General features: G+C 62.5%; 8 protein-coding genes and 1 CRISPR repeat array. Of the genes, 6 read left to right on the top strand and 2 right to left on the bottom strand.

The annotated features are described in order from the left end of the window. Positions 1 to 806: 806 nt before the first annotated feature. Together ACQKQA_RS19070 and ACQKQA_RS19065 are read left to right on the top strand one after the other, a co-directional pair. Positions 807 to 1,178 carry a DUF6124 family protein gene (locus ACQKQA_RS19070; protein WP_427560850.1) on the top strand — a complete coding sequence of 124 codons (372 nt, stop codon included), beginning with the start codon at positions 807 to 809 and terminating at the stop codon, positions 1,176 to 1,178. Between the two features lie 244 nt (positions 1,179 to 1,422). Next, positions 1,423 to 3,614: a CRISPR direct-repeat array (repeat unit 28 nt; unit sequence GTTCACTGCCGTATAGGCAGCTCAGAAA). Between the two features lie 185 nt (positions 3,615 to 3,799). Further along, positions 3,800 to 5,341 (top strand): alkaline phosphatase D family protein, encoded by a 1,542-nt coding sequence (locus ACQKQA_RS19065; protein WP_427560847.1) that lies wholly within the window; start codon positions 3,800 to 3,802, stop codon positions 5,339 to 5,341. Positions 5,342 to 5,437: 96 nt separating this feature from the next. On the opposite strand, the gene ACQKQA_RS19060 is transcribed toward ACQKQA_RS19065, so the two are convergent. Together ACQKQA_RS19060 and ACQKQA_RS19055 are read right to left on the bottom strand one after the other, a co-directional pair. Then, positions 5,438 to 7,966 (bottom strand): PepSY domain-containing protein, encoded by a 2,529-nt coding sequence (locus ACQKQA_RS19060; protein ID WP_427560851.1) that lies wholly within the window; start codon positions 7,964 to 7,966, stop codon positions 5,438 to 5,440. Between the two features lie 168 nt (positions 7,967 to 8,134). Continuing rightward, entirely contained in the window at positions 8,135 to 10,423 is a 2,289-nt protein-coding gene (locus tag ACQKQA_RS19055; protein ID WP_427560844.1) for a TonB-dependent receptor, read from the bottom strand. A 206-nt stretch (positions 10,424 to 10,629) separates the two neighbouring features. On the opposite strand from ACQKQA_RS19055, the gene ACQKQA_RS19050 reads away from it, so the two are divergent. Genes ACQKQA_RS19050 through ACQKQA_RS19035 form a run of 4 tightly spaced genes read left to right on the top strand, consistent with a single transcriptional unit; the run spans position 10,630 to position 12,694 of the window. Further along, the gene (locus ACQKQA_RS19050) at positions 10,630 to 11,310 is read left to right on the top strand and encodes a Fe2+-dependent dioxygenase (RefSeq protein ID WP_427560842.1); all 681 of its coding nucleotides are present in this window, start codon (positions 10,630 to 10,632) and stop codon (positions 11,308 to 11,310) included. Positions 11,311 to 11,313: 3 nt separating this feature from the next. Further along, a complete protein-coding gene (locus tag ACQKQA_RS19045; RefSeq protein ID WP_427560839.1) occupies positions 11,314 to 12,099 on the top strand; it encodes a tetratricopeptide repeat protein in 786 nt (261 codons plus the stop codon). 56 nt (positions 12,100 to 12,155) lie between these two features. Further along, positions 12,156 to 12,419, top strand: coding sequence for a CopG family ribbon-helix-helix protein (locus tag ACQKQA_RS19040; protein ID WP_045885683.1), 264 nt, complete (start codon positions 12,156 to 12,158; stop codon positions 12,417 to 12,419). Beyond that, positions 12,416 to 12,694 carry a type II toxin-antitoxin system RelE/ParE family toxin gene (locus tag ACQKQA_RS19035; RefSeq protein WP_230011646.1) on the top strand — a complete coding sequence of 93 codons (279 nt, stop codon included), beginning with the start codon at positions 12,416 to 12,418 and terminating at the stop codon, positions 12,692 to 12,694. The genes ACQKQA_RS19040 and ACQKQA_RS19035 overlap by 4 nt, the downstream gene beginning before the upstream one ends. The last annotated feature ends 68 nt before the right edge of the window (positions 12,695 to 12,762 follow it).

The raw sequence follows: 12,762 nt of genomic DNA, 5'->3' as shown, positions 1-12,762 counted from the left end.
TATATCAGGCTCAATCCGGCATCACAGGCCTGATTTGGTGTCACCCATGTGCCTGAACTTTTCTGTCACCTATGTGGTTGTCCCGTTCATGCCCCTAGCGTACGGCCTTCGCTGCGCTCAGGTTCCCTCCCTCCGGTGTCCATCAGGGGGCATCGCCTCCGGTCGGCTTCGCTTCGACCTCCTCTCGATGTGTACGGCTTCGCCGTACGGCGCTACGCGCCATCCCCCTGATGAACACCTCCACTCGGCCTGCCGATGGGGCGGACAGATCAAAAGCCAAAGCCACGCGCGACCTACCGGTCGGCGCTAAACCCTGTAGCCGCTGCCGAGCCACGGCGAGGCTGCGATCGACCCCGCAGGGGGCGCAAGGATCTCGAAACCGCTGGAGGACCTTCGGTCCTATCGCAGCCTCGCCGTGGCTCGACAGCGGCTACAGAAATCGTGCAAATCAGGTCCTACGGATGACAGGTTTTGCCGTGTAGGACGCTGTCTGAAAGTGAGGCTCTTCGCTTTCTTTTGTAAGGCCTTTCCGAGAAACTCCGGGCCGCTTGTGTCTGGGAATGGTGCTGTCTAGCCTCGGGTTGTCGCTGACTTTTCAGCGATCGGGACTAGCAGCCCGGGTCAGAACGCAAGCAACGTCATCAACACTGCATTTTCTATTTGCAGTGCTCTGTCATGGCGGCTGTGCGTGGGGGCGCCTTCGGGCGCGCCGGTTTCCTTGACCCGGTCTGCTAGCCCGCGTACAGCCGCCACCTTCTATTCGTCTAGCAGCGTCAGGTGGTGGCTTCATGTCGAGGAGCCACACCATGAAAAAGCTTGTTCCCGATCCACCCCTTTCCCTGCCGTTCTCGCGCCGCAATCCAGACCACGATCAAGCCAATGAGCGGGTCCGTCAGGCGCTGGCCGAACAGTCGGTGGAAAGTTCGTTGCTTGCGGTTTTGCAGCCTACCGCAGCAGGGCCTGCCGGTAATGACTCCATCTTCACCGTCCGCCCCGGCATCAGTGCCGAAGAGGCATTGCTTCACGTGTCCATGTTGCTCAAGTCCGCCGAAGAGGTCTCTGACGAGATCACCGAACACGCCAGCGGTATCGAGCGTGGCCTGATCTGGTCGTTGGTGCATTCCGTGGAGATGGCGCGGGGTGTGGTGGACGCGTTGCTCGACGGCAATCGCCTCTGATCGGCAACCGCCGCCGAAACGCTCATCTTCGCTCATGTTTCGTGGCTTGCCGGGCCAGACAAAACAGTTCAGTCGCTATAGTCTGAGCTCCGGTGAGCCGTTCCTCAGTGCAGACCCTTTTTTTCAAGTGGGTTGTGGTGCCATGTAAAATCAAGCACTTACAGCGAGCAACAAAAAGAGGCTCAAACACGGCACCCGGTAAGATTTCTTTTTGAAATCATGAGGATGTAGAGATATTTGGCTAGTTCACTGCCGTATAGGCAGCTCAGAAAGCTCCAGGTCAACGCCGGCGCCGGCAATGATCGTTCACTGCCGTATAGGCAGCTCAGAAAAATATGCAAGGAAAATCAGGGCTGTATGCCCTGTTCACTGCCGTATAGGCAGCTCAGAAAATGTTGAGTCAGATCACACCCCAATGCGCTCTGTTCACTGCCGTATAGGCAGCTCAGAAACGGCGAGCACGCTGCAGCGCTGGCCAGGGCTGGTTCACTGCCGTATAGGCAGCTCAGAAAATTCACGGCCGGCCAGGAGATGTTCATGGTGCGTTCACTGCCGTATAGGCAGCTCAGAAATCAAGTATATGCTCAAGCGCGGTGAATACATTGTTCACTGCCGTATAGGCAGCTCAGAAAACCACGCGTTACGAGCGGTCGCGTCGGGTCGATGTTCACTGCCGTATAGGCAGCTCAGAAAACCGAGGACCTGGCCGGCTCGACGGAAAGCTTGTTCACTGCCGTATAGGCAGCTCAGAAATGCACAAGTCATGGAATGGCCCTTCACGTCCAGTTCACTGCCGTATAGGCAGCTCAGAAATTTGCAGCGTGGGGAGCTGTCAGCCGGTTCGATGTTCACTGCCGTATAGGCAGCTCAGAAAAGGCTGCTGCAGGTGGTGTGATCGAGCACGCCGTTCACTGCCGTATAGGCAGCTCAGAAAAGAAAACATCGGCCAGTTTCATGTCCTGTTTTGTTCACTGCCGTATAGGCAGCTCAGAAAAGAAGTAGCAGATGCTCCAGCCTTTACCGAGAGTTCACTGCCGTATAGGCAGCTCAGAAATATCTGGTGCGGCTTCGAAGACAAGCCGAACAAGTTCACTGCCGTATAGGCAGCTCAGAAATCGTCCGGCGCGCTCAGGCGATCGAACAGAGAGTTCACTGCCGTATAGGCAGCTCAGAAAAGATCTGCACCAATGGCATAAGCCACCATCAGGTTCACTGCCGTATAGGCAGCTCAGAAAAGTGCCGGCGGCCGAAATCTAGCGGATGTGTAGTTCACTGCCGTATAGGCAGCTCAGAAAACCGCGGCGCCGTTCAAGGTGGCCGACGAGACGTTCACTGCCGTATAGGCAGCTCAGAAATCGCCGATGAACCGACCGCCGCGCATTTCCTCGTTCACTGCCGTATAGGCAGCTCAGAAAGCATCCATGGCGGGCGCCTTGGGTATGGCGGGGTTCACTGCCGTATAGGCAGCTCAGAAAAACAAGGGGATGATCGCCGGCGGTGCTGCTGGGTTCACTGCCGTATAGGCAGCTCAGAAAAGTGCCCGCGCGTCGCGGATGCGGCGCTGATCGTTCACTGCCGTATAGGCAGCTCAGAAAATGACTGTTCTGGTTCAGGCCGGGTACTGGTGGTTCACTGCCGTATAGGCAGCTCAGAAATGAGTGCGATCGATGGTGTCGGCGCCGCGGGAGTTCACTGCCGTATAGGCAGCTCAGAAAAATGGCGCGCTCGAGTATCCGCGCCTTTTGGCGTTCACTGCCGTATAGGCAGCTCAGAAAATCAAGGATTACAGCAATTTCCTTGGCGTCATGTTCACTGCCGTATAGGCAGCTCAGAAATTGCAATGCCCGCGCTTGTTGACCTCGATCAGGTTCACTGCCGTATAGGCAGCTCAGAAATATTGGACGTTGAACTGCACAGCATGCAGTTAGTTCACTGCCGTATAGGCAGCTCAGAAAACGCAAAGCGGCTGCTGTTTGCTTTGCAGTGTGTTCACTGCCGTATAGGCAGCTCAGAAAGCCAAGGACGCCGACGGCCGCACCGTGGCGTCGTTCACTGCCGTATAGGCAGCTCAGAAAGGATCTACACCTGGCGCGGCAGCTTCTACACCGTTCACTGCCGTATAGGCAGCTCAGAAAGACTATGAAGGGCGGCAGGATTGCCGTAAGGGGTTTACTGCCGTATAGGCAGCTCAGAAAATAGATCAAGGCTTTCAGAGCATTTCAAGACAGTTCACTGCCGTATAGGCAGCTCAGAAAGTCGAAAAGTCCCAGGACCCGAACACCGCCGTGTTCACTGCCGTATAGGCAGCTCAGAAATCGAAGGCCCGCGCCCGGTCGGCAATTTCCAGGTTCACTGCCGTATAGGCAGCTCAGAAACACGACTGCTGGATGTAGAACGGCTGCGCCTCAGTTCACTGCCGCAAAGGCAGCTCAGAAATGGAGGTCTCCGTGCCCGACGTGTTCAGTAAGCTTCACTGCCGCACAGGCAGCTCCACCGCTAGGACATGACACAACCCCAACCGTGGAAGAATCCCCGATACGCCGCTTATCCGCTGCATGTCACATCCCCTTCATCCCCACTGGCTATGGTTGTCTTTTGGCTTTTTGTCAGGGAGGCGATCCATGAGCGAGTTCAACCTCGGGCGGCGGCGGGTGATTCAGGTGGCGGGGGCGGGGTTGTTGCTGCCGGGGTTGGCGCCGGCGGTGATTGCTTCGGGCAAGGACCGTCCGAAGATGGTCGATGGTGTGCAGTCCGGGGACTTGCTTGGCGACCGGGCGATCGTCTGGAGCCGTACCGACCGGCCGGCGCGGATGGTGGTGGAGTGGGATACTCGCAGCCGGTTCAGCAATCCGCGGCGGTTCGTCTCGCAATTGGCGGATGCGCGTACCGATTTCACGGCGCGGGTCGAGTTGGGCGGGCTGCCCACCGATCAGGCGATTTTCTATCGGGTGTATTTCGAGGACGCGCAGAGCGGGGTGCGCAGCAAGCCCTGGTTCGGCCATTTGCGCAGCGTGCCGCAGACCCGCCGCGATATCCGTTTTGTGTGGAGCGGCGACACCGTCGGCCAAGGCTTCGGCATCAACCCGGAGATCGGCGGCATGCGCATTTATGACGCCATGCGCCGGCGCCTGCCGGACTTTTTTATCCACAGCGGCGACACCATTTACGCCGACGGCCCGGTGCCGGCGCAGCTGACCGTCGAGGGCGGGCGCATCTGGCGCAATATCACCACCGAGGCCAAGAGCAAGGTCGCCGAGACCCTGGACGAGTACCGCGGCAATTACCGCTACAACCTGCTGGACGAGAACCTGCGGCGCTTCAATGCCGAGGTGCCGCAGATCTGGCAGTGGGACGACCATGAGGTGGTCAACAACTGGTCGCCGAGCAAGGTGCTGGACGAGCGTTATACCGAAAAAAATATCCACACCCTGGTGGGCCGGGCGCGGCAAGCCTGGTTGGAGTACGCACCGATGCGCTTGCAGAGCGCCGATCAGGGCGGGCGGATCTACCGCAAGTTGAGCTACGGGCCGCTGCTGGATGTGTTCGTGCTGGACATGCGCAGCTATCGCGGCGGCAACGACGACAACCTCGGCGCGGCCAAGCCGTTCCTCGGTCGCGAGCAGTTGGACTGGCTCAAGAAGGGGCTCAAGCACTCCAAAGCGCAGTGGAAGGTGGTGGCGGCCGACATGCCCATCGGCCTCGGCGTGCCGGATGGCGAGGTCAGCCCCGGGGTGCCGCGCTGGGAGGCGATTGCCAATGGCGACCCGGGCCCGGCCCAGGGCCGCGAGCTGGAGATCGCCGAGTTGCTGGCGTTCCTGCGCAAGCACAAGGTGCGCAACCACGTGTGGCTGACGGCGGACGTGCATTACTGCGCGGCGCACCATTACCACCCGGACCGCGCCGCGTTCCAGGATTTCGAGCCGTTCTGGGAGTTTGTTGCCGGGCCGTTGAATGCCGGTAGCTTCGGGCCCAACGCCCTGGACAAAACCTTCGGGCCGGAGGTGGTGTTCCAGAAGGCGCCGCCGACGCAGAACACCTCACCATTCGCGGGCTTCCAGTTTTTCGGCGAGGTGCAGATCGAAGGGCAGAGCGGGGAGTTGACGGTGATCCTGCGGGACCTGGATGGGGTGGCGGTGTTCGAGCGCAAGTTGCAGCCGGTTTGAGGTGACTGCTGCGCAGTCATCGCGAGCAGGCTCGCTCCTACAGGGATTGCGGATGCCTTTGTAGGAGCGAGATTGCTCGCGATGGGGGCCTAAGGATCAATACACGTCGCGGCGATAGCGCCCTTGCTCGATCAGCCGCTCGACGGCCTCGGCGCCCAGCATGTCCTCCAGCGCCTGATCCACCCCCGAGGCCATGCCTTGCAGGCTGCCGCAGATGTAGATCACGGCGCCGTCGGCCAGCCATTGCTTCAAGCGCTCGGCCTGCTGGCGCAGGCGGTCCTGCACGTAGATCTTCCCGGCCTGGTCGCGGGAGAAGGCCAGGTCCAGGCGCTTCAGGTCGCCGGCGGTCAGCCATTCCTGCAACTCGTCCTTGCAGTAGAAATCGTGCTCGGCATTGCGCTCGCCGAAGATCAGCCAGTTGTCTTGCTGGCCCGCGGCGATGCGCGCCTTGAGCAGGCTGCGCAAGCCGGCCAGCCCCGTGCCGTTGCCCAGCAGGATCAGCGGACAAGGCTCGGCCGGCAGGTGGAAGCCGCTGTTGCGCCGTACCCGCAGGCCGATGGCCGAACCCAGCGGCGCATGCTCGGTGAGCCAGCCGGAGCCGATGCCCAGGCTGCCGTTGGCGCGGCGTTCCTGGCGTACCAGCAGTTCCAGCTGGCCGTCGCTGGCAATCGAGGCGATGGAGTATTCGCGCATGGCCAGCGGCACCAGGGCCTCCACCAGCGCCTGGGCGTGCAGGCCCACCAGGTGCGCGCGGTTTTCCGGCAGCTGGCGGCCGGCCAGGGCCTGTTCGAGGGTTTCCTGCAAGCCGTCGAGGGTGACCGGGGTGGTGCCCGCGATCCCCAGACCGTCGAGGAAGTGCTCGATGTCCCAGGCGCTGTTGCGCGGCAGGATTTCCACCAGGTCGCCGGCCAGCCAGCTGCTCGGCTGCGGCGCGGTCAGCCCCAGCAGGTAGACGCCGGCGCCGCTGCTGTCGGGGTTGAGCAGCTCGCGCCGGTCCAGGGTCCAGTTGGCGTAGGCGGGGGCCTGCCACAGGTCCACCGGCGCCTGGCCGATCAACTGGCCCAGTTGCTGCTGCCAGTGGCGCAGGGCGTAGCTGTCGCCGCTGTCGACTTCCACCGGGGCGAACAGGGTGTTGCCGCCATGTTCGGCCAGCCAGCCGTGCAGGCGCTTGGCAAAAGCGCAGAAGTGCGGGTACTGCCGGTCGCCCAGGCCCAGCACCGCGTACTTGAGATTATCCAGGGACAAGGCGCGGCCCAGCACTTTGCGCTCGAAACCTCGGGCGCTGTCCGGGGCTTCGCCGTCGCCGAAGGTGCTGACCACGAACAGCGCGTTCTGGGCGTTCAGCAGGTCTTGCTCGCTGACGCTGGCCAGCGGCCGGACATTGGCCGGCACGCCCGCCGCCTGCAGTTGCCCGGCGGTCTGCCAGGCCAGTTGCTCGGCGAAACCGCTCTGGCTGGCAAAGCCGATCAGCCAGGCCGCAGCATCGTTGCTGCTGGTGTCCAGGCCCTGGCGCGCGTCCTTGATCTGGCGTTTCTTGCGCCGCCGATCCAGGTACAGCAGCCAGCCGGTGATGAAGAACAGCGGCATGGCCAGCGACGCGACGGTCATCAGGATGCGCCCGACCAGGCCGAAGTAGCTGCCCACGTGCAGGGCATAGATGCTGGTCAGCAACTGGGCCTTGAAGCTCTTGTCGCTGTAGCGGTCATGGCGGCTGACCACGCCGCTGTTGGGGTCGATGCTGATCTGGTTCAGCGCCCGGTCATGGGGTGAGTCCTTGAGCAGGTAGAACACGGTCGCCGGCTGGCCGGCCACGGCCGGCATGCGGATGTTGTAGCTGCTCAGGTCCTTGCCGGCGGTGCTGTAGATGCCCAGCCACAGGGCGTTGTAGTCGGCGGTCGGCGCCGGGCCCTGGGGCGGGGCGCCGCGGCCGCCCTTCATGCGCTGGCTCTGCGGCGAGTCGGCCAGCAGCCGGTTCAGGCCCTTGTTGTACCACTCGTAGGACCAGGACAGGCCGGTCAGCGCCGCCAACAGATAGAACAGCAGGCACCAGGTACCGGCCACGGCGTGCAGGTCCCAGTTGAAACCGCGGCCTTTTTTCGCCCAGTCCAGGGTCAGCCAGGCGCGCCAGCTCGCCACCTGGCGCGGCCAGCGCAGGTACAGGCCCGAGAGACAGAAGAAAATCAGGATCAGGGTGCAGGCGCCGGTGATCTGCCGGCCGCTGTCGCCCATGGCCAGGAAGCGGTGCAGCTGCAGCATCAGGCCGAAGAAGTCCTGGCCCACGGCGGCCCCGACGAACTCGCCGGTGTAAGGGTCGAAGTAACGCATTTCGCCGCGGCGCTGGCCCGGCGGCGGGGTGAACCAGACGCGAGCGGCGTTGCCGCTGTCGGCCTCCACCGTCAGTATCGCGACGGTCTTGCCCGCGGCGGCCTGGATCTTTTCCACCAGCTCGGCGGGCGGCAGGACCCCGGCCGGCTGTTTTTCCACCTGCAGGGTCGAGGGGTTGAGGGCACGGAGGATTTCGTCCTGGAACGACACCACCGCTCCGGTAACGCCCATCAGGGCCAGGACCAGCCCGGCGCTGATGCCGAAAAACCAGTGCAACTGGAACAGGGTTTTCTTCAACACATCGACCGCCTCGTTGGTTCTCAAGTCTGTGCCACGGCGCGCATTATGCCGTGAGTTGTCGAGAAAGATTCCTTTTTACGCACAAAAGCCCCACTTGCCGAAGCAAGGTGGGGCTCATGCGCTTTGTAGCCGCTGCCCGGATGGGCCGGGCGTCGCGTTCCGCCTCGATCAGAAGTGGAAGTTGGTGGTGAACAACGCGGTACGCCCGGCCGCCTGGTTGGCGAAGTGCGCCGCGTAGGCCTTGTCGTAGTAGGTCTCGTTGGTCAGGTTCTGCACGTTCAGTTGCAGGTCGACGTTCTTGCTCAGCTTGTAGCTGGCCATGGCGTCGTAGCGGGTGTAGGACGGCACGTACACGGTATTGCCGGCATCGCCGTACACCTCGTCCACATAGAACGCACCGCCGCCCACGGTCAGTTTCGGCAGCACCTCGTAGGTGGTCCACAGGCTGAAGCTGTTTTTCGGCGTGTTCGGCATTTCGTTGCCTTTGGCCGAGGCGGCACCTGCGGTGATTGCGCCGTTGCGGCCAGTCAGGCCTGGGTCCACCAGCTCGCTTTTCAGGTAGCTGTAGCCGGCGAACACTTGCCATTTGTCGGTGATCTTGCCGCTGGCCGACAACTCCAGGCCGTCGACGCGGGATTCGCCGGCATTCTGGTAGGTCATGGTATCGACCAGGATGCGTGCATTCTTTTTCTCGGTACGGAACACCGCGGCGGTCAGGGACAGGCGGTCGCTGAACACGTCCCACTTGGTGCCCAGCTCGTAGTTGACGGTTTCTTCCGGTTGTAGGTCGCTGACAGCGGCGCCAGCAGACAGCTGATTAGGGTCTACACCTTCACCGACTAGGCCGCCCGGCGGAGTGGCCGAGGTGGCGTAGGAAGCGTAGATGCTGCCATTGTCCGCCGGTTTCCACACCAGCCCGGCCTGCCAGTTCCAGAACTGGCTGTCGTCCTTGATCTTGGTGCGCCCGGTGGTGGCCGAGTCGGTATTGGCCACGGTGTCGAAAGTGTCGTAGCGCAGGCCGACGTTGAGCAGCCATTGCGGGTCCAGTTCGATGGTGTCGAACACGTAGGCCGCGCGGCTGGTGGCCTTGGTGTTGGTGCCGTAGTAGTTGCGGCTGATGTCGCCGGTCCAGGCATCGTCCGGGTTCGGGTTGCTCAGCGAGGTGCAGCTGCCGCCCGCGGACTTGCCAGGGGTGCATGTCGGGTTGCTGTTCGGACTAATGGTGTAGCTGCTGACGCGAGTCTCTTCACCGGTGAACTCAAGGCCGGTGGAGTAGTTGTGCTTGAAGCCCAGGGCCTGGAATTCGCCGAACAGGTCGGTCTGGTTGGTGGTGGTTTCGGTGGTGGAAACCCGCGAGTTGGCGCGACGCCACACGGTGCCGTACTTGTTGACGTTGAGCTTGCTGTCGTCCGGCTGGGTGAGGATGTAGTCCTGGCCAGTGTTGCCATGACGCAGGGTGTTTTTCAGCGTCATGTTGTCGTTCAGGTCGTGCTCGATGGAAATGGTGCTGATGTCCGCGCGGGTCTTGCGGAAGTCACGGTCCTTCAAGCCGTAGAAGTTGTCGCTGTCGCCGCCGTCGGTGGGTTTGTCGTGACGGTGGGCAGTGGCGGTGGCCGAGCTGTAGCCGTAGGGAATGCCCGAATCCGGCAGGTCGTCGCTTTCCATGTGGTAGTAGCTGAGGTTGACCCGGGTCGGGGTGCCCAGGCCGAAGGTCAGGGACGGCGCCACGCCCCAGCGATCGTAGTTGACGGCGTCGCGCCCGGCCACGTTCTGCTCGTGGCTCATCAGGTTCAGGCGGAAGGCGGCGCTGTCGAGGAACTGGCGGTTGACGTCCAGCACGTAGCGGCGGGTCTGGTCGGAGCCGTAGGTGAAGCCGCCGTTGAGGAAGTCCTGCTGCTTGGGTGTCTTGCTCACCAGGTTGAGGCTGCCGCCGGCCGAGCCGCGGCCGCCGAAGGAGGAGTTGGGACCCTTGCTGACTTCGATGGATTCGATGTCGAAGATCTCGCGGCTCTGGCCGCCGGTGTCGCGCACGCCGTCGAGGTAGGTGTCGCCCTGGGCATCGAAGCCGCGGATGAACGGACGGTCGCCTTGCGGGTTGCCGCCTTCACCGGCGCCAAAGGTGATGCCCGGCACGGTGCGCAGCGCGTCCTGCAGCGAGGTGGCGGCGGTGTCCTTGAGCACTTGCTGGGGCACCACAGTCACCGAGCGCGGGGTGTTGACCAGCGGCGCGGTGTATTTCTGCGACGAGGCTTTCTCGACCTGGTAGGAGGTCTGGTCCTGGGCTTCGCCGGTGATGCTGGTGGCGTCCAGGGAAATGGCATTGCCGGTGGCTTTCTTCTCGGTGCTTTCGGCGGCATGGGCCATGTGGGCTGCGGAGCCGGCGGTGATCGCCACGCCAATTGCAGACGCCAGCAGGCGTGGTGAACTGACCGGTAGTTGTGGTTGTTGGCGTGACATTGGAATTCCCCTCCCCAAGGATTTGAGGCGGCGGAATATAAGGTGAACAAGTATTTGTATCAATTGCGAAATATTGCTATTCGCAGGAAATTTACATTCTTTACAATTTGCCTTTACGGTTTTTACGTTTTCATTCGTCTGGCGTTTTACATTGCCAATAAGAATCAATACCATTGGCGACCCTTTCGCTTTCAGGTACCCGCGCCATGTTGCTGCACATTCCTGGTCTGTTCTCCCGTGAAGAAGTCCTGCGCATCCGTGAGGCCCTGGAGCAGGCGGACTGGGCCGATGGCAAGATCACCGCGGGTTATCAGTCGGCCAAGGCCAAGCACAACCTGCAATTGCCCGAAGGCCATCCCCTGGCCCAGGAAATCGGCGCGGCGATGCTCGAGCGTCTGTGGCAGCACCCGCGCTTCATGTCGGCGGCGCTGCCGCACAAGGTGTTCCCGCCACTGCTCAACTGCTACACCGCCGGTGGCAGTTTCGACTTCCATATCGACAATGCCGTGCGCCAGCCCAAGGGCAGTGCCGAGCGGGTGCGCACCGACCTGTCGTCGACCCTGTTTTTCAGCGACCCGCAGGACTACGACGGCGGCGAGCTGGAGATCCAGGACACCTTCGGCACCCAGCGGGTCAAGCTGCCGGCCGGCGACATGGTGCTGTACCCGGGCACTAGCCTGCACAAGGTCAACGCGGTCACCCGCGGCACCCGTTTTGCGTCGTTCTTCTGGACCCAGAGCCTGGTGCGCGAGGACAGCCAGCGCGCGCTGCTGTTCGAGATGGACGAGGCGATCCAGCAACTGACCCGGGACATGCCGGACCACCCGTCGCTGATCCGCCTGACCGGCACCTACCACAACCTGCTGCGCCGCTGGGTCGAGGTGTAAGCCGTGAGTTACCGTTTGCGTCGCGAGGAGGTCCTCGACGGCGAGCAGCTTCGCACCATGCTCGAACACAGCCCGGCCCAGGCCGCCCAGGCGATCCTGCTGGCGGCCGGGAGCGGTGTGGTGGATGCCCAGGCGCTGCTGGGGCAGATCCTGCTCGACGGCCAGGGCATCGAACGGGATCAGGCGCTGGCGCTGCGCTGGTTCGAGATCGCCGCCCGGGGCGGCCACCGGATGGCGCGCAACATGCTGGGGCGTTGCGCCGAACACGGTTGGGGCCGCGAGGCCGATGCCAGGGCGGCGGCCGGGCACTATCGCCAGGCGGCCGAAGCCGGGCTGGACTGGGGGCTGTACAACTACGCCAACCTGCTGGCCACCGGCCGCGGCGTCGCCGAAAACCAGGCCCTGGCCTTGAACTGCTACCGCCGCGCGGCCGCCATGGGCCATGCCAAATCCATGAACCTGCTGGGGCGCTACCTGGAAGACGGGCGCCATTGCCCTCGGGACGTTGCGGCGGCCTGGGACTGGTATCGCCGTGCGGCCGAAGGCGGGGATTTCCGCGGGCAGTTCAGCCATGCCGCGGTGCTGGCCGATGCCGGCCGCGTCGACGAGGCGCTGGGCTGGCTGCGTCAGGCGCTGCAAGGCGGCAACCTGAATTTCCTGCGGGTCGCGCGGGTGGCCTTGCTGCAGGCGAGCCATCCCGAGGTTCGAGCCCTGGCGAAGGACTACCACCAGCGAGCGGCGGATCTGGGTGACGAGCGGGACTTGGCGCTGCTTGCCGCCCTGACGTAAATCACTATGATTGAAAGTTAATCACTTTCCATCATTCTGATCCTGTGGAGATCGTCATGACCGCCACCAAAGTGCTGACTGCACATGTGCCGCTGGAGTTGGCCGACAAGGTCGACCAGATGGCTTCTCGGCTGGAGCGCTCGCGGGGCTGGATCGTCAAGCAGGCGCTGGTGGCCTGGGTCGATCAGGAAGAAGAGCGCAGTCGCCTGACGCATGAGGCTCTGGCTGATGTGGACGCGGGGCAGGTCATCGACCATCAGGCCGTTCAGGCGTGGGCCGAGAGCCTGATGAATGACGAGCCTTTGCCGGTTCCCAAGTGAGGGCGTTGAAATGGACGAGCAAGGCATTGTCGGACCTGGCTCGGCTTTTTGAATTTCTCGCTCCAGTGAATCGTTCGGCCGCTGCCCGAACGGTGCAATCCCTGACACGAGCCCCGGAGACCCTGCTGACCAATCCGCGTATCGGCGAGCAGTTGGAGGAATTTCAACCTCGCGATGTCCGGCGTTTGCTGGTGGGGCCCTACGAGATGCGCTACGAGATTCAGGGGATGACGCTCTACATCCTGCGGGTATGGCACGTGCGGGAAGATCGATAGGGATCGAATCGTCCATTGCCCAGAATGAAAAAGCCCATGACAAGTCATGGGCTTTTTCGTTACCGCGT

The sequence above is a fragment of the Pseudomonas sp. NPDC089530 genome (assembly GCF_050280705.1).
Taxonomy (GTDB): Bacteria; Pseudomonadota; Gammaproteobacteria; order Pseudomonadales; family Pseudomonadaceae; genus Aquipseudomonas.
This window is presented reverse-complemented; position numbering and strand designations above follow the sequence as displayed.